Origin of the sequence: Thioalkalivibrio sp. ALJ16 (assembly GCF_000377345.1) — a bacterium.
Classification (GTDB): domain Bacteria; phylum Pseudomonadota; class Gammaproteobacteria; order Ectothiorhodospirales; family Ectothiorhodospiraceae; genus Thioalkalivibrio.
In genome coordinates, this window is sequence record NZ_KB898042.1 from 16,515 (window position 1) to 32,443 (window position 15,929).

A 15,929-nucleotide genomic window follows, 5' to 3' on the forward strand; every position below is an offset into this window, starting at 1 on the left:
GACAGGCATGAAGGCTTTGTGGAGTGTTCCGGGACTGGCGCTGGTGTTTGCCCTGCTGGCCGGCTGCGTGACCATCAATATCTACTTCCCCACCGCCGCGGCGGAGGAGGCGGCGCGCGCCATCGTGCGCGACGCCCTTCAGGTGCCCGATGCCGTCCCCGAGAATGGCTCCGCGCCCGAGGCGGGGGCCGAAACCGGGGCCTGGAACGCGCCTTCCGGCGGGCAGGCCTCGCTGCCGGCCCTGGCCTGGGTGCTGGACCGGCTGATTCCGCCGGCTGCCGCGCAAAGCCCCGATCTGCAGATCCAGACCCCGGCGATCAACCGCATCCGTGCCTCGATGCGTGAGCGTGCGCCGCAGCTGGCGCCGCATTTCCGCAACGGGGCGGTCGGGTTCGGCAATAACGGCGATGTGGTGATTCGCGATCTCTCCGAGGTGCCGCTGCGGGACCGCAGTACCGTGCAGCGCCTGGTCAGCGAGGAGAACTCCGACCGCGATTCGCTCTACCGCGAGATCGCGCGCGCCAATGATCGCCCGGACTGGGAACGCCAGATCCGCGAGACCTTCGCCCGCGTCTGGGTGGAAGAGTCCCCGGCGGGCTACTGGTACCAGGACCGTAACGGCCAGTGGCAGCAGAAGTAGGGCCTGGTGACGGGGTCTCATACCTGCGGGAGTGACGCGTGGCGGGCGTAGCCTGGGCCGAACGCCTGGATGCCCGCCGGCGCCAGCTGGTCGAGCTGGTCCAGGACACGGACCTTTCGGCGCTGCCCTGGTGGAAGGCGGTCCCACTGGGCGTGGTGCGGGGCCTCTTCGGCCTGGTCCGGGAGATATCCGAGGGCCAGCTGACGTTGCGCGCGATGAGTCTGGTCTACACCACGCTGCTGTCGATGGTGCCGCTGCTGGCGCTGTCGTTCTCGGTGCTCAAGGCCTTTGGTGCCCACAATGCGGTGGAGCCGTTTCTGTTGGGCGTGCTCGAGCCCTTGGGCGAGCAGGGGGTGGAGATCGCCCACAACGTGCTCGACTTTGTCGACAACATGCGCGTGGGCGTGCTCGGCTTCGTCGGCCTGCTGTTCCTGGTGTATACCGTCATCGCGCTGGTGCAGAAGATCGAACTGGCCTTCAACACCATCTGGCGGGTGGAGAACAGCCGCAGTCTGGCCCAGCGCTTTTCCAACTACCTGTCGGTGATCCTGATCGGTCCGGTGCTGGTGGTCTCGGCGCTGGGGCTGACCGCCACGGTGATGTCGTCGGCCGCGATGCAGGCGATCGCCGGGGTCGAACCCTTCGGCATGCTGATTACCGAGATTTCGCGGCTCGTGCCGTACATCTTGATCATTGCCGCGTTCGCATTCATCTACGTGTTCGTGCCGAACACCCGGGTCAAGATCCTCCCGGCCCTGATCGGCGCGGTGGTGGCCGGTTTCCTGTGGCAGAGCGTGGGCTGGGTGTTTGCCAACATGGTGGCGGGCTCGACCCGCTACGCGGCGATCTACTCCAGCTTCGCGATCATGATCATGCTGCTGATCTGGATCTATCTCGCCTGGCTGATCCTGTTGATCGGGGCGAATGTCGCCTTCTTCGTACAGCACCCGGAGTACATGAACGTGCGCGGCATCCGCCTGCGCCTGTCCGGGGCGGCGCGCGAACGCATGGGGCTGCACCTGATGCAGCAGGTCGGGCAGCGGTTCCACGACGGGCGCCCGGCACCCACCCTGGACGAGGTGGCCGCGACTCTGGCGGTGCCGGGCAATGCCCTGGGCGATGCGGCGCACCGGCTGGAAGAGGCTGGTTTGCTGTTGAAGGCGGGAAGCGAGGGCCAGCATCTGGTGCCGGCCCGCGACCTGGATGCGATCCGCGTGGACGAGATCCTGGAGGCGCTGCGCGAGGACAGCGATGATCACGCCATTCGTCGCCTGCGCGGCAGCCTGAGTGTGGAGACGACGCTGAAAGAGGTGGATCAGGCGCGCGAGGAGCGCCTGAACGGGCGCACCCTGCGCGACCTGCTGGCACGGCCCGATGCCAGTGCCGCGGCCGAGACCGCCTGATACCCGGGCACGCTGGGGTCAGTCTGGGGTCAAGAACCGGCCGCCTCGGCGTCCAGGCGCTGCTGGGCCCGTGCCATCAGCTGGCCCGACACCCGGTCGACCAGGGATTGGGCGGCGCGCCGCACGGCCGCGTCGAGCAGCGGGTTCAGCTTGTACTCCAGTTCGAACTCCACGCGCGTCCGATCCTCGCCTTCGGGGCTCAGGCGGTAGCTGCCCCGGTTCTGCACCCCGCGGATAGAGCGCCAGGCGAAGTGTTCCGGCGCGATCGCGGTACAGACCTCGACATCGAAATCCATGCGCATCCCGGCGGCCCGGATGGTCCAGCGATAGCGGTCGTCACCCAGGCACTCGATATGCTCGACGTGGTCGCACAGGTCGACAAAGTTGGGCACGTGACTCAGCAGCTCGAAGACCCGTTCCGGCTCGGCGCGCAGGGAGGTGGCGTGGGAGATGGTTCGCATGGCGCAGTCTTCTTGGCTGGAGGCTTTGGCTTTAAGAACATGGCCCCGGGCGGGGGTTCCCTGCAAGCGGTGGGGGAACCGTGCGGGCCTGTACATTGATGCGTGTTTCCCTAGGATAAGAGTCTTTTCCGGATAAACGGATCTCCGTATGAATCCAGCGCCCGAGGGGCTCGTGCCCGACTTCCTGCAACGTTTCGAGGCCGGTTCCACCGGCATCTTGTACTGGGAGCAGTTGGAGCGGCTGTGGGCGCTGCTGCGCGACCGTGCCGACGGCGGCTGGTACATCTACGCCGTGGGGGACACCGTGCCCGTGGAACCGGTCTCCGCCGAGGATTTCCGGCATTTCATCGACGAGGTCGACACCCTGTTGCGCCAGGATCACGACGAGGACTACTGCGGGATCGTCTACGTCGATGACCGCGAGGCGCCGGCATTCGTGAAGATCTTTGACCCCAACAATCTCGGCTCCAGTTGCGGCTCCTCGGGGCTGCGGGTGCTGCCGGGCTGGGTGCTCTCGCGGGTGCCGCCGGTGGACCTGGAGGCGGCGATGCCGCCGACCGGCAGCCGCCGGCGCTGGTGGCAGCGCCTGTTCGGCGGGGCAAAATGAGTACCGCCGGTACACAGCGGAGACAGGGCAATGGCTGATTCCTGGTGGCAGCGCCTGCGCGGGCAGGCGCGCGTGCTGCTCGCGCTGGGCATCCTGCTGCTGGTGATCCTCTGGATCGCCTCGGGGATGCTCGGGCGCGAGGCCGACGAGGCGCCGCGGGCGGCCGAGCCGCAGCCGATGGCGGTGGCCGTGACCACGCTGGAGGCGGAGCCGGTGGAGCGCCTGCTGGTATTGCAGGGGCGGGTGGAGCCGGATCTGCGCGTGCTGGTGCGCGCCGAGACCGCCGGCCAGGTGGCCGAGTGGGAGGTGGCCCGCGGGGCACGCGTGACCGCCGACGCGCCGCTGGCGCGGCTGCGCATGGACGATCGTGAGGCGCGCCGGCGCCAGGCGATCGCGCGGCTGCGCGGGGCCGAGAGCGAATTCGAGGCCGCCCAGCGGCTGCACGATCAGGGCCATGTGTCGCGCACCCAGCTGGAGGCCCGCGAGGCCGAGCGCGAGGCCGCCCGGGCGGAGCTGGAGGCGATCGAGCTGGATATCCGCAACACGCGGATTATCGCCCCGGTGGACGGGGTGGTGAATCAGCGCGTGGCGGAGCGGGGCGACTTCGTGGGTCGCGGTGATCCGGTGGCGGAGATCGTGGACAACGACCCGCTGCTGGCGGTGGTGCATGTGCCGCAGCACCAGATCGGGCGGGTGGAGCCGGGCCAGGCGGCGCGCATCCGCTTCCTCGACGGGCGTCGCGCCCAGGGCGAGGTCCGGTTCGTCTCGCGGGTGGCCGAGGTCGGCACCCAGACCTTCCGCGTGGAGGTCGAGGTCCCGAATGCCGACGAGGCGCTGCCCTCGGGGATCAGCGCCGGGGTCGAGATCCCGACCGAGACGGTCGCGGCGCACAAGCTGTCGCCGGCCTGGATGGGGCTGGACGACAGCGGCCGGGTCGGGGTGAAGACGGTGGATGACGACGACCGGGTGGTCTTCCACGCGGTCGAGGTGATCCGGGCCGCCACTGACGGCGTCTGGGTGACCGGGCTGCCGGAGCGGGCACGGGTGATCACCATCGGCCACGGTTTCGTGACCCCGGGCGAGACCGTCCGGCCCCGGCCTACCGAGGAGTCGACGGGTGCGGCCGTGCCGGAACCGGTGGGCGGGGCCCTGCCGTGAGGGCCCTGATCGCCTGGGCGGTGGAGCACGCCCGGACGGTGCTGCTGTTCCTGCTGCTGATCCTGGTGCTGGGCGCGACCGCCTACCAGGTGGTGCCCAAGGAGGCGGCCCCCGAGATCGACATCCCCATCTTTTTCGTGTCCGTGCCCTATCCGGGGGTCAGTCCGGAGGATGCCGAGCGTCTGATGCTGCGCCCGCTGGAGCGCGAGCTGCAGACCCTGCCCGGGGTGGACGAGATGCAGTCCTGGGCCGGCGAGGGCTTTGCCCTGGTGCGGCTGGACTTCGAGCCCGGCTGGGACAACCGCCGGGCCCTGTCGGACCTGCGCGAGGAGGTCGATCAGGTGCGCCCGGAACTGCCCGCCGGGGCCGAGGACCCGAGCGTCTCCGAGGTCGACCTGTCGCTGTTCCCGGTGCTCACGCTGAACCTGTCCGGGCCGCTGGACGAGCGCACGCTGGTGCGTCTGGCGCGCGACCTGCGCGACCGCGTGGAGGCGATCCCCGGGGTGCTGGAGGCGGATGTCGGCGGCGATCGCGAGGAGCAGATGGAGGTGCTGGTCGATCCGCTGGTGCTGGAGACCTTCGAGCTGTCGTTCGATGAACTGACCCGGGCGATCGAACGCAACAACCGCCTGGTCGCGGCCGGGGCGCTGGATACCGGAGCCGGGCGCATCCCGCTGCGGGTGCCGGGTACCATCGACGATGTCGACGACGTGCTGGATACCGCGATCCGGGTGGAGGGCGACGCGGTGGTGCGGGTGCGCGATGTCGCCGAGGTCCGCCAGAGCTACCTGGACCCGGAAGGCTTCACCCGCATCGACGGCCAGCCCTCGGTGTCGCTGGAGATCCGCAAGGCCTCGGAGGCCAACATCCTGGAGGTGGTGGCGGCTGCGCGCGCGACCATCGAGGCGGCGCGGGCCGACTGGCCGGAGACGGTCGAGGTCACCTACCTGCAGGACATGGCGCGCGATGTCGACGACCTGCTGGGCGATCTCGAGAACAGCGTGGTCGCCGCGGTGCTGATCGTGGCGCTGGTGATCCTGGCGATGATGGGGGCGCGCGCGGCCCTGTTGGTGGGCATGGCGATCCCCGGGGCCTTCCTCGGCGGCATCCTGGCGATCTATCTGATGGGCTTCACGCTCAATGTGGTGGTGCTGTTCGGGCTGATTCTGGTGGTCGGCATGCTGGTGGACGGCGCGGTCGTGGTGGTGGAGCTGGCCGACCGCTATGTGGCCGAGGGCATGCCCCGGCGGGAGGCCTTCCGCGCCGCGGCGCAGCGCATGTCCTGGCCGATCACCACCGCGATCGGGACTACGCTGGCGGTGTTCGCGCCGATGCTGCTGTGGCCCGGCATGGTCGGCGAGTTCATCGTCTACCTGCCGGCTACGGTGATCGTGACCCTGATCGCCTCGCTGGCGATGGCGCTGGTATTCATCCCGGCGCTGGGGTCGGTGATCGGCCCGAACCGGCCGATCAACGCGGCCCAGAGCCGCTATGTGCGCGCGGCCGAGGAGGGCCGCTATGACGAACTGCAGGGTCTGACCCGCGCCTATATCCGCCTGCTGCAGCCGCTGGTGCGCCGTCCCGTCTGGACGCTCGCGGGCACGCTGGCGCTGGTCGCCGCCGCCTATGCGCTGTATGCCCAGCAGGGGCGCGGGGTGGAGTTCTTCCCGCAGGTGGAGCCCGACTTCGTGCAGGTGCAGGTACAGGCGCGCGGCGACCTGTCGGTGTGGGAGGCGGACGCCCTGGTGCGGCAGGTGGAGGGGCGCCTGCAGGGGGTGCCGCAGATCCAGCATGTCTATGCGCGGACCATCGGTACCCAGCTCGGGCGGCTGCAGGGTGACCACCCGGAAGACCTGATCGGACTGATCCAGCTGGAACTGATTTCCTGGCGCGAGCGCCCGCCAGCGGCCGCGATCATCGAGGAGCTGCGCGAGCGTACCGCCGACCTGCCGGGTATCCGCCTGCAGTTTCGCGCCCAGGAACGCGGGCCGCGCGAGGGCCGGCCGATCGTGGTCGAGGCCTCCAGTCGCCAGGCCGACCGCATTGCGCCGGTGATCCGCGAGATCCGGACGGCGATGGACGAACTGGGCGGCTTCGAGGATGTGACCGACGATCTGCCGCTGCCCGGGGTGGAGCTGGAGGTGCGCTTCGACCGCGAACAGGCGGCGCGCTTTGGCGTGGATGTGCCGCTGCTGGGCGAGGGTGTGCAGCTGCTGACTCGCGGCATCCAGCTTGGCAGTTACCGCCCGGACTACAGCGACGAGGAGGTGGATATCCGCCTGCGCCTGCCGGCGGAGCAGCGCCACCTGCAGCAGCTGGCCACCCTGAATCTGCCGGGCGCGACCGGGCTGGTGCCGCTGGCGCATTTCGCCGAGCTGGTGCCGGTACCGGCCACCGGCCTGATCAAGCGCCGCGACGGCGACCGTGCCTACAGCCTGGAGGCGGATGCGGCCAGCGGCTTCCTGGTGGACGAGCGCCAGCGCGCGCTGGAGGCGCGCATCGCCGGGATGGACCTGGACCCGGAGGTGCAGCTGCGGTTTCGCGGCCAGGCCGAGGAGCAGGCCGAGGCGGCGCGCTTTCTGCTCGCGGCCTTCGCGCTGTCGCTGTTCCTGATGCTCGCGATGATGGTCACCCAGTTCAACCGCTTCTCGCAGGCGCTGCTGGTGATGTCGGCGATCGTGTTCTCCACCGCCGGGGTGCTGCTGGCCCTGCTGCTGCGTGGCGAGCCATTCGGCATTGTGATGAGCGGGATCGGGGTGCTGGCGCTGGCCGGGATCGTGGTGAACAACAACATCGTGCTGATCGACACCTACAACGAGCAGCGTCGACGCGGGCTGGATGCCCTGGAGGCGGCCCTGCGCGCGGCGGCCCAGCGCATGCGGCCGGTGCTGCTGACCGCGATCACCACCATCCTCGGTCTGATGCCGATGGTGCTGGCCTGGACCGTGGATTTCGCCGGCAGGGATTTCTACGTCGGGGCGCCGGTGACCGGCTTCTGGGTGCAGCTCGCGACCGCGATCGCCGGGGGGCTGTTCATTGCCACGCCGCTGACGTTGCTGTTTACCCCCGCGATGCTGGTGCTGCTGGATCGGCTGGGACTGGACCGGCGGCCCGCAGCGGCTACCGGCTCGCCAGGCGCTTGAGGCACTCGAGGTAGGCGTTCTCGTCCGGTGCGCTGTTGCTGCGCTGGGCCTCCCACAGGGTCTGGCCGAGGCACTCCATCATCCGGTGTTCCGCGTCCATCACGCCAAACCGGGCGCACAGGCCCTGGTGCAGTTCGCGGATGCCCGCGGGCCGGTCGGTACGCGCCTGGTCGCGCAGGCTCAGGTGCATCGCCATGTGCAGGAACGGATTGGAGGTGCCGAGCTCCGGCGGGAATTCGCCGGTCAGCGCGGTCTCGCGGTCCTTGATGAATACGTGGTACTCGGGGTGTTCCGAGATCACGTCCACCAGCTGCTGTTCCAGGTCGGTCAGCGTCGCGCCGGCCTGCGCCTTGTGCCAGGCATCGACGAACTGGGTGCGGATCTGGTCGCGGTTGCCGTACATGGGGTGTTCCTCGAAGGTATGGGGGTGGTCAGGCGCCGATGGGTGGCGGCGTCTTCGCCTTGTATTCGCACAGGTCCTCGATCGGACAGCGCCAGCATTCGGGCTTGCGCGCCTTGCAGACATAGCGTCCGTGCAGGATCAGCCAGTGGTGGGCGTCCTGCAAATAGGGCTTTGGCGTCAGCCGCATCAGCCGCTTCTCGACCTCCAGCACGTTCTTGCCGGGCGCCAGTCCGGTGCGGTTGGCGACCCGGAAGATGTGGGTGTCCACCGCGATGGTGGGTACGCCGAAGGCGGTATTCAGGACGACGTTCGCGGTCTTGCGGCCCACCCCCGGCAGGGCCTCGAGCGACTTGCGGTCGCGCGGGACTTCGCCGCCGTGCTGGTCGACCAGGATGCGGCAGGTCTTGATCACGTTCTCGGCCTTGGCGTTGTACAGGCCGATGGTCTTGATGTGTTCCTTTAACCCGTCCAGCCCCAGCGCGAGGATCGCCTCGGGCGTGTTGGCGGCGGGGTAGAGGCGGCGGGTGGCCTTGTTCACGCCGACATCCGTGGCCTGGGCCGACAGGATGACCGCGATCAGCAGCTCGAAGGGGGTGTCGTACTCGAGCTCGGTGGTCGGCTCGGGGTTCGCCGCCTTCAGGCGCTCGAAGATGGCTTCACGCTTGGCGGCGTTCATCGAGTGTGTACATTGGTTGGTGTTTGCCTAAACAAAACGGCCCCGCAGGGCGGGGCCGGATGCTGCGACGAGGCTGCCGGTCAGAGGTGCCGGAACAGGCCGACGTCCGGGGCCGCTTCGCGCGGGTTGGACTCGGCTTCCTTCTCCAGGTCCTTCAGCAGCTTGCTGTGCTTCTCTTCCACCTCGTGCATGGCCTTTTCGTCCAGCTTGGGGAAGATCACGTCGCGGATGAACGAACCCAGCTCGTCCAGGCAGACGGGCCAGTACTTGTCGTTCAGGTGGAACGCGTGATGGGCGTGGGTGCCCATCGGGTAGCTGTCGAACTTGCGGATCATGGTGTAGGACAGGTCGCTGTCCTTTTCAACGAAGTCCTTGGCCCAGTCGTACCACCACTTGTAGTACTTCTCCTGCAGTTCGTCGTTGAACCCGTGGTTCTCGAAAAAGGCGGCGATGGTGCCGCGCGGGGCGAGGCCGTAGCGCGTACCGCGCTTGCCAGCAAACGGGAAATGTCCAGCCATGCCTATCTCCTGAGAGGTTGGGATTGCCGGGGCGGGCCCCGGTATATGGAATTCGTGGCGCCGGAAGTTTACCGGGTGATGGCCAGGAATCAAGGCCGGCCTGGTTCAGGCGTTGTCCGGGGCGGTGCTTGATTCGGCAGTGCTCTCGTCGTGGCTGGCGCTCGGCTCCGGCTCGAACTGGTGGTCGATCCAGTTTTTCGCGGCGATCAGCAGGCCCATGGCCATGAATGCCCCGGGGGGCAGAAGGGCCAGCAGGAAGCCGTGTTCGGAGGGGTAGAACTGCAGGGTGAGGTTATGGCCCCAGCTGCCGAACAGCAGGTGGGCATTGGCCATCAGCGTGCCCTGGCCGAGGATTTCGCGCAGCGCGCCGAGCGCGATCAGGACGCCGGTGAAGCCCAGCCCCATCATCAGGCCGTCCAGCGCCGCGCGCGGGACCGAGTTGCGCGAGGCGAAGGCCTCGGCGCGCCCGATGATGGCGCAGTTGGTGACGATCAGCGGAATGAAGATGCCGAGGATCAGGTACAGGCCGTGGAACCAGGCATTCATCGCCAGCTCGATCGCAGTCACGATGGAGGCGATGATCAGCACGTACACCGGGATGCGGATCTCCGGACGCGCATGGTTACGGATCAGCGAAACGAGGACATTGGACAGCAGCAGGGTCAGGGTGGTCGCGATGCCGAGTCCGATCGCGTTGACCATAGTGCCGGAGATCGCCAGCAGCGGGCACAGCCCGAGCAGCTGCACCAGGCCGGGGTTGTTGTGCCACAGGCCGTCGCGAATGATGTCGGTCAGGGTCGGGTTCATGGCTGTTCCTCGTCCGTGTCCGGTGTCGGGACCGGCTCGACCAGGGAGGCTTCGTCTTCCGGTGTTGCGGACAGCAGGTCGTCGCGGTGTTCGTCGAAGTATTCCAGCGTGCGGCGCACGGCGCGAACCACCGCACGCGGGGTGATGGTGGCTCCGGTGAACTGGTCGAACACGCCGCCATCGCGGCGCACGGCCCACTGGTCGGGCGGGGGATCGCCGAGGGAGCGACCGTCGAAGGCATGGATCCAGCTGGAGCGTTCCGCCTCGATTGCGTCCCCCAGCCCCGGCGTTTCGCGGTGGCTGGATACGCGCACGCCCAGCAGCTCGCCGTTGCGGTCCACGCCGACCAGCAGATGGATGTTGCCACTGTAGCCGTCCGGGGCCACCGCGGAAAACACGATGCCCATGACCGCGTCGTCCCGGTCGCGGGCAAACCAGGCCGGCAGGTGGTTGCCCCCCAGCAGTTCGTGGCTCAGGTCGGTGGTGTCGTGCACTGGATCGTTGGCGTAGGCCAGGTCACCGGTCAGTTCGGCGATGCGGTTGCGGTTGACCTGCATACGGTTCTCCGCGATGCGGGCCTCGGTCCCTTCCTGGACCAGCGCGACCAGGCCCGCGCCAGCGCCGGCAAACCCGGCCAGCAGGAGCATCGCGATCAGGATGTTGCGTGCGCTCAGTTCAGGCATGACCGCCCCCCGGCGGTGGCCCGCCGCGGGTGCGTCCGAAGATGCGGGGCCGGGTCAGATGGTCCAGGGTCGGGGCGACCATATTCATCAGCAGCACGGCGAAGGCGACCGCATCCGGATAGCCGCCCCAGGTGCGGATCACGAAGATCAGGACCCCAATGCCCGCGCCGTACAGGATGCGTCCCAGTGGGGTGGTCGAGGCGGAGACCGGATCGGTGGCGATGAAGAAGGCGCCGATAATCACCGCACCGGAAAACACGTGGAAAGCCGGGGAGGCGTAGGAGCCCGGATCGAGCATCCAGAAAAAGCCGGCCGGCACGGCGACGCCCAGGATCACCGCCACCGGGATGTGCCAGTGGATGATGCGCCGGAACAGCAGGTACAGCCCGCCCAGCAGGAAGAAGTTACCGATCCATTCCCAGCCCGTCTCGGTGAAGCTGCCGAATAGCGGGCTGGCGGTGATCTCACCCACCGTTCGCCCGGATACCAGGCCCTCGCGCATCGCATCCAGTGGGGTTGCGCGGGTGACGGCGTCCCACTCCTGGGCGCCCGGGAGGCTGCCGGTCAGCACCGTCTGCAGGGTCTGCAGCAGGGTCAGCGGGGACTCCGGCAGGGTATCCGGGGCGGGCCACAGTGCCATCTCGCGCGGGAACGAGACCAGCACGACTACGTAGCCGACCATTGCCGGGTTGAATGGGTTGTAGCCGAGGCCGCCGTAGAGGTGCTTGGCGACGATGATCGCAAAGGCGATGCCGATCAACGTGACCCAGAACGGTGCCAGTGGCGGGATCGCCAGCGCAAACAGCCAGCCGGTGACGATCGCGGAGTTGTCTGCCAGGGTTGGCATCACGGGGCGCTTGCGCGCGGCGACCATGGCCGCCTCGAAGGCCACCGCGAACAGCACGCCCAGCAGCACGTTGACCAGTACGCCCCAGCCGAAGAACCAGGTCATGGCCAGGGTGCCGGGCACCAGCGCCATCAGCACCTGCTGCATGACCCCGCTCACCGAGTGGGCCGGGATCATGTGCGGGGAAGATTCGGTGCGAAAACGCATCAGCGTGCGTCTCCGTCATGGGGCGTATCCGCACTGGACGGCTTCGTCGCGCCGGGGTCGGCGTCCCCGGAAGGGGCGGTTGCGGTGGGCTCGCCACCCTGTTTCTCGGCCGCACGCGCCGCCTTTTTCGCGCGTGCACGTTCCAGTGCCGCCTGAATGGCGGCCTGCTTGTCGCTGTCGCCCTCACCATCCGCGGCCTTTTTCTTCACGGCCGCCTTCTTCCTGGCCATGCGTTCGGCCTTCTCGCGCTCCTCGCGTTCGATCCGTTCCTGGCGGAACTCGTAGCGGTCGCGCGCGATATCCGACTTCTGGCGTTCCTTTTCGCGTGCCCAGATCTCGTTCTTGGCGTAGCGGTAGTACTGCACCAGCGGGATGTTGCTGGGGCAGACATGGGCGCAGCAGCCGCACTCGATGCAGTCGAACAGCCCGTAGTCCTGGATGGCGTCGAAGTCCTTGGCCTTCGCCTGCCAGTAGAGCTGCTGCGGCAGCAGCTGGGCGGGGCAGACCGCCGCGCACTCGCCGCAGCGGATGCAGGGCATCAGGGGGCCGGGCGGCGGGGTGTCCTGCGGGCGTGTGGCGAGCAGGCAGTTGGTGGCCTTGATGACCGGGATGGCGTCGTCATGCACCGCGAAGCCCATCATCGGGCCGCCCATGACCAGCCGGTCGACATCGTCGGCATAGCCGCCGGCCGCCGCGATCACGTCCGCGAATGGTGTACCGATCAGGGCCTCCACATTGCGCGGCTGGCGCACGCCGGGGCCTGTGACGGTCACGATGCGCGAGACCAGGGGGCGGCCCTGGATGACGACGTCGCAGATCGCCCGAAAGGTCCCCGGGTTGTGGCAGACCATGCCGATGTCGGCCGGCAGGCCACCACTGGGGACCTCCTGGCCGGTCAGTACCTTGATCAGCTGGCGTTCGCCGCCGGTGGGGTAGATCGCGGGGACCGATACCAACTGCAGCCAGCCGCGCAGCTCTTCGGGCAGCGTCTCGGTCAGGGTGCGCATGGCCTCGGGCATGTTGTCCTCGACGGCGAACAGCACCCGCTCCACCTGCAGCAGATGCGCGACGATGCGGATGCCCTCGAAAACCGCCTCTGGCGCGGTGCGCAGCAGCATGTCGTCGGCGCTGATGTACGGCTCGCACTCGGCGCCATTCACGATCAGCGTGTGGATGCGCTGCCCGGCGCGCGGATTCAGCTTGACCGCGGTGGGGAACGCGGCGCCACCGAGCCCGACGATACCGCCGTCGCGCACCCGTTGCCGCAGCTTGCGCAGGTCGCGGGTATCCCAGTCCAGCCAGGGCTCCATGCGGGTGTCGCCCCATTCGTCGCGTCCATCCGCCTGGATTACTACGCAGGGGGCGTTGAGCCCGGAGGGGTGCGGTACCGGGTAGAGGTCGATGTCGATGATCTCGCCGGAGGTCGGGGCATGCACGTGGGCGGCGATGTAGCCCTTGGACTGGCCGATGCGCTGGCCCTTGGTGACGTGGTCCCCGACCTGCACGCAGGGTTCTGCCGCTTCGCCGATGTGCTGCCCCAGCGGTACCGTCAGCCGCGACGGCACGCCCATGACCAGCACCGGATCGGCGGTGCTGGCCGCGGTTTCGTCGGGCAGTTTCAAGCCCCCGTGGAAGCGGTGCAGGTGCATAAGCGTATTCTAACGGTTCGCGCGCATCCGACTCAGTCGGAAGCCCGCGAACCGTCCGCGATGGTGTGAATGGGGCGCTCGATCGGCGAGGGTGCCGGTTCCGCCCAGCGCCATTCGGTGATGTCGGCCTGGATCGGGACCATATCGATACAGTCCACCGGGCAGGGTTCGATGCACAGCTCGCAGCCGGTGCACTCCTCCTCGATCACGGTGTGCATCTGCTTGGCCGCGCCGAGGATCGCATCCACCGGGCAGGCCTGGATGCACAGGGTGCAGCCGATGCACAGGTTCTCGTCGATGATGGCGACGGCCTTTTCCTGTTCCTCTTCCTCCAGCGGGGTGGGCTCGCGATCGAGCAGGTCGGCCAGGGCCTGTACCGTGGCCTGGCCGCCCGGGGGGCAGCGGTTGATGTCCGCCTCGCCGGCGGCGATGGCCTCGGCATAGGGCCGGCAGCCAGGGTAGGAGCACTGGCCGCACTGGGTCTGTGGCAGCAGCGCATCGATCTGATCGACGACCGGATCGGCCTCGACCCGGAAGCGCTGCGCGGCAAAGCCGAGGATCAGCCCGAAGGTCGCGGCCAGGCCGCCGATGGCGAGGATGGCGTAGACGACGCTCACAGCCGCACCAGCCCGGAAAAGCCCATGAACGCCAGCGACATCAGCCCGGCGGTGATCATCGCGATCGCGCTGCCGCGGAACATGACCGGGACATCGGCCACCGCGATGCGCTCGCGGATCGCGGAGAACAGGATCAGGACCAGCGAGAAGCCGACCGCGGCGCCGAAGCCGTAGAGCGCGGATTCGACGAAGTTGTGCGCCTCCTGGACGTTCAGCAGGGCCACGCCCAGCACCGCGCAGTTGGTGGTGATCAGCGGCAGGAAGATCCCCAGCACGTTGTAGAGCAGGGGCGAGGTCTTCCGCACCACCAGCTCGGTGAACTGCACCACCGCCGCGATCACCAGGATGAAGGCGATGGTGCGCAGGTATTCCAGCCCGAGCGGGGTCAGCAGGTATTCATTGATCACGTAGGAACTGACGGCGGACAACGTCAGCACGAAGGTCGTGGCCAGGCCCATGCCGGTGGCCGTCTCGACCTTGCGCGAGACCCCCATGAACGGGCACAGGCCCAGAAACTTCACCAGTACGAAGTTGTTCACGAGGATCGTACTGATGAGGATCAGGACGTATTCCACGTTCGTTCCAAGTGTTCGGGTTAATTCCGAGTTGTCAGGTCAACAAAACAGTATCCGGGAGCGGTATGGCGGACTCAACCCCGTGGATTTCGCGGACATGGCCTTTATCGGGCTCGCGCGGGTCCCGCCGCTCGGCCCCGTACAGGCCGGGCTTCAGCTCTGGGCAGGCCTTGCGGGGATCAGCGAGCTCAGCGGGCGCAGCGGGTGCGTAGTTGTGCCCTGCGGGTCGGGTTCCGGCCGCGCGGTCAGCAGCCAGGCCTGGTGCGCGGCGTCCAGCTCGTCGGCGCGCGTGGACAGGACCAGCACGGTCTCCGGTGCGCGCCCGATCTCTTCGGCCAGGCGGCGGTAGCTGCCCGCGTCCCGGCGCCCGCCAATGCGGGTGTCGAACAGCCCGGACAGGCACTGCTCGACCTCAGGATGCGGGCCGTGACGTAGCCAGTCGCGCTGCACCGGGGCCGGGGTCGCACCGAAGCTGTACAGGGCGATACCGGCCTGGTGAAGGCACCGGACGGCATCGGCAGTCGCCTCGGACAGTTCCGGTTGCAGATCGCCGGCCTCCAGCGCGTCGGCCCAGACCATGCCCTGCAGCTGGCGAACCGGGGTGATGTCCTGGCCACCGCGAATCCAGGCACGGATCTGGGCCAGCAGCCCGTCCACGTCCAGTTCGCGCCCGGAGTAGGCGAGGATGTCGGCCAGGGTGCGCTGTACGGCGGTGGACTCCGCGTGGCGGTCGAGAAAGCCGGGCAGGGCCTCCAGGGCATGTGGCTCAAGGGTCTCGCGCAGCACGCCGGACGGCGCGAGAACACCCTCGAAGGCCAGGATGATCGCCTGGGGTGCGGGCACGGAGTCGGCGGCCGGGCTCATTGGGGCAGCTGGCGTGCCAGCGTCTCGCATTCGAACATGAACTCGAAGGCCTCGGTGCGTTGCATGGCGAGCTCCACGGTCTGGCCCCAGGTGTAGAGACCGTGACCGCTGATCAGGTATCCGGGCAGTTCCGGGTTGCGGTCCATCGCCGCGTCCACGCGGGCCGCGAGCTGCTGCATGTCGGGCTCGTTGGCAAAGACCGGGATCTGAAGGCCGCGGCTGGGATGCTGGCAGCCGGGGAGTTCGCGCAGCACCTCGTAGTCGCGCAGCAAGAGCGTGCCGCGGGTTTCGCGCGACAGCACCGTACCGTGCACGCTGTGTGTGTGCAGGACCGCGCCCAGGCGGCTGTCGCGGCGATACATGATGATGTGCAGGAAGGTCTCGGGGCCGGGCTCGCCGCTGCCGGCGACCAGGTGGCCGTCGAGGTCGACCACAATGAAGTCGTGCGCGTCGAGCAGGTCCTTGCTGCGCCCCGTGGCCGTGATCGCGATGTGCTGATCGTCCAGCCGTGCGGAGAAGTGCCCGGTGCGCGCGGGGAGCCAGCCGCGGTCTGCGAGTTCGCGTCCGGCTTCGGCCAGCAGGCGGACCTGCGCTTTGAATTCGGGGCTTTGTTCCATGCGTCCGGGGGTCGGCAAAAGAGCGGCAGCTTACGCGAGCATGGGGCGCAAATC

The 15,929-nt window shown here is 68.3% G+C and carries 17 protein-coding genes; 5 read left to right on the plus strand and 12 right to left on the minus strand.

Annotated features, from left to right (window positions below):
• The first annotated feature begins 7 nt into the window (after positions 1-7).
• Positions 8-640 carry a YdbL family protein gene (locus D000_RS0106945; RefSeq protein ID WP_018872812.1) on the plus strand — a complete coding sequence of 211 codons (633 nt, stop codon included), beginning with the start codon at positions 8-10 and terminating at the stop codon, positions 638-640.
• A 38-nt stretch (positions 641-678) separates the two neighbouring features.
• Positions 679-2,043, plus strand: coding sequence for a YihY/virulence factor BrkB family protein (locus tag D000_RS0106950; protein WP_018872813.1), 1,365 nt, complete (start codon positions 679-681; stop codon positions 2,041-2,043).
• Positions 2,044-2,072: 29 nt separating this feature from the next.
• Here the strand turns inward: D000_RS0106950 and D000_RS0106955 are convergent, their stop codons facing one another.
• A complete protein-coding gene (locus tag D000_RS0106955) occupies positions 2,073-2,504 on the minus strand; it encodes an SRPBCC family protein (protein WP_018872814.1) in 432 nt (143 codons plus the stop codon).
• 148 nt (positions 2,505-2,652) lie between these two features.
• On the opposite strand from D000_RS0106955, the gene D000_RS0106960 reads away from it, so the two are divergent.
• The 3 genes from D000_RS0106960 to D000_RS0106970 are packed head-to-tail and all read left to right on the plus strand — an operon-like array spanning position 2,653 to position 7,412.
• Positions 2,653-3,111, plus strand: a complete 459-nt coding sequence (locus D000_RS0106960; RefSeq protein WP_018872815.1) for a hypothetical protein — start codon at positions 2,653-2,655, stop codon at positions 3,109-3,111.
• Positions 3,112-3,141: 30 nt separating this feature from the next.
• Positions 3,142-4,269: an efflux RND transporter periplasmic adaptor subunit gene (locus tag D000_RS0106965; protein ID WP_018872816.1), complete on the plus strand. Its 1,128-nt coding sequence runs from the start codon at positions 3,142-3,144 to the stop codon at positions 4,267-4,269.
• A complete protein-coding gene (locus D000_RS0106970) occupies positions 4,266-7,412 on the plus strand; it encodes an efflux RND transporter permease subunit (protein WP_018872817.1) in 3,147 nt (1,048 codons plus the stop codon). Before D000_RS0106965 ends, D000_RS0106970 begins: the two co-directional genes overlap by 4 nt.
• Here D000_RS0106970 and D000_RS0106975 read toward each other — a convergent pair.
• The 11 genes from D000_RS0106975 to mtnB form a co-directional block, all read right to left on the minus strand.
• Positions 7,390-7,815, minus strand: coding sequence for a DUF1841 family protein (locus D000_RS0106975; RefSeq protein ID WP_018872818.1), 426 nt, complete (start codon positions 7,813-7,815; stop codon positions 7,390-7,392). The two genes, D000_RS0106970 and D000_RS0106975, sit on opposite strands and share 23 nt — an antisense overlap.
• Before the next feature lie 28 nt (positions 7,816-7,843).
• Positions 7,844-8,491: an endonuclease III gene (nth, locus tag D000_RS0106980; RefSeq protein WP_018872819.1), complete on the minus strand. Its 648-nt coding sequence runs from the start codon at positions 8,489-8,491 to the stop codon at positions 7,844-7,846.
• A gap of 80 nt (positions 8,492-8,571) precedes the next feature.
• The gene (locus D000_RS0106985; RefSeq protein ID WP_018872820.1) at positions 8,572-9,009 is read right to left on the minus strand and encodes a hypothetical protein; all 438 of its coding nucleotides are present in this window, start codon (positions 9,007-9,009) and stop codon (positions 8,572-8,574) included.
• Positions 9,010-9,114: 105 nt separating this feature from the next.
• Positions 9,115-9,816: an electron transport complex subunit E gene (locus D000_RS0106990; RefSeq protein ID WP_018872821.1), complete on the minus strand. Its 702-nt coding sequence runs from the start codon at positions 9,814-9,816 to the stop codon at positions 9,115-9,117.
• Positions 9,813-10,499 carry an electron transport complex subunit RsxG gene (gene rsxG, locus D000_RS0106995; RefSeq protein ID WP_018872822.1) on the minus strand — a complete coding sequence of 229 codons (687 nt, stop codon included), beginning with the start codon at positions 10,497-10,499 and terminating at the stop codon, positions 9,813-9,815. Before rsxG ends, D000_RS0106990 begins: the two co-directional genes overlap by 4 nt.
• Positions 10,492-11,553 carry an electron transport complex subunit RsxD gene (gene rsxD, locus D000_RS0107000; protein ID WP_018872823.1) on the minus strand — a complete coding sequence of 354 codons (1,062 nt, stop codon included), beginning with the start codon at positions 11,551-11,553 and terminating at the stop codon, positions 10,492-10,494. Before rsxD ends, rsxG begins: the two co-directional genes overlap by 8 nt.
• The gene (gene rsxC / locus D000_RS0107005; RefSeq protein ID WP_018872824.1) at positions 11,553-13,202 is read right to left on the minus strand and encodes an electron transport complex subunit RsxC; all 1,650 of its coding nucleotides are present in this window, start codon (positions 13,200-13,202) and stop codon (positions 11,553-11,555) included. The genes rsxD and rsxC overlap by 1 nt, the downstream gene beginning before the upstream one ends.
• Before the next feature lie 32 nt (positions 13,203-13,234).
• The gene (gene rsxB, locus D000_RS0107010) at positions 13,235-13,819 is read right to left on the minus strand and encodes an electron transport complex subunit RsxB (protein WP_018872825.1); all 585 of its coding nucleotides are present in this window, start codon (positions 13,817-13,819) and stop codon (positions 13,235-13,237) included.
• Positions 13,816-14,394 carry an electron transport complex subunit RsxA gene (gene rsxA / locus D000_RS0107015; protein WP_018872826.1) on the minus strand — a complete coding sequence of 193 codons (579 nt, stop codon included), beginning with the start codon at positions 14,392-14,394 and terminating at the stop codon, positions 13,816-13,818. Before rsxA ends, rsxB begins: the two co-directional genes overlap by 4 nt.
• Positions 14,395-14,547: 153 nt before the next feature.
• Positions 14,548-15,258, minus strand: coding sequence for a hypothetical protein (locus D000_RS0107020; protein WP_018872827.1), 711 nt, complete (start codon positions 15,256-15,258; stop codon positions 14,548-14,550).
• Positions 15,255-15,875, minus strand: coding sequence for a methylthioribulose 1-phosphate dehydratase (gene mtnB, locus D000_RS0107025; protein ID WP_018872828.1), 621 nt, complete (start codon positions 15,873-15,875; stop codon positions 15,255-15,257). Before mtnB ends, D000_RS0107020 begins: the two co-directional genes overlap by 4 nt.
• Between the last annotated feature and the right edge of the window lie 54 nt (positions 15,876-15,929).

What these genes read in the sequence shown, in the direction of transcription:
- D000_RS0106945 (WP_018872812.1), top strand. Translation starts at nt 8, where the DNA reads ATGAAGGCTTTGTGGAGTGTTCCGGGACTGGCGCTGGTGTTTGCCCTG.
- D000_RS0106955 (WP_018872814.1), bottom strand. Translation starts at nt 2,504, where the DNA reads ATGCGAACCATCTCCCACGCCACCTCCCTGCGCGCCGAGCCGGAACGG.
- D000_RS0106960 (WP_018872815.1), top strand. Translation starts at nt 2,653, where the DNA reads ATGAATCCAGCGCCCGAGGGGCTCGTGCCCGACTTCCTGCAACGTTTC.
- D000_RS0106965 (WP_018872816.1), top strand. Translation starts at nt 3,142, where the DNA reads ATGGCTGATTCCTGGTGGCAGCGCCTGCGCGGGCAGGCGCGCGTGCTG.
- D000_RS0106975 (WP_018872818.1), bottom strand. Translation starts at nt 7,815, where the DNA reads ATGTACGGCAACCGCGACCAGATCCGCACCCAGTTCGTCGATGCCTGG.
- nth (WP_018872819.1), bottom strand. Translation starts at nt 8,491, where the DNA reads ATGAACGCCGCCAAGCGTGAAGCCATCTTCGAGCGCCTGAAGGCGGCG.
- D000_RS0106985 (WP_018872820.1), bottom strand. Translation starts at nt 9,009, where the DNA reads ATGGCTGGACATTTCCCGTTTGCTGGCAAGCGCGGTACGCGCTACGGC.
- D000_RS0106990 (WP_018872821.1), bottom strand. Translation starts at nt 9,816, where the DNA reads ATGAACCCGACCCTGACCGACATCATTCGCGACGGCCTGTGGCACAAC.
- rsxG (WP_018872822.1), bottom strand. Translation starts at nt 10,499, where the DNA reads ATGCCTGAACTGAGCGCACGCAACATCCTGATCGCGATGCTCCTGCTG.
- rsxD (WP_018872823.1), bottom strand. Translation starts at nt 11,553, where the DNA reads ATGCGTTTTCGCACCGAATCTTCCCCGCACATGATCCCGGCCCACTCG.
- rsxC (WP_018872824.1), bottom strand. Translation starts at nt 13,202, where the DNA reads ATGCACCTGCACCGCTTCCACGGGGGCTTGAAACTGCCCGACGAAACC.
- D000_RS0107020 (WP_018872827.1), bottom strand. Translation starts at nt 15,258, where the DNA reads ATGAGCCCGGCCGCCGACTCCGTGCCCGCACCCCAGGCGATCATCCTG.
- mtnB (WP_018872828.1), bottom strand. Translation starts at nt 15,875, where the DNA reads ATGGAACAAAGCCCCGAATTCAAAGCGCAGGTCCGCCTGCTGGCCGAA.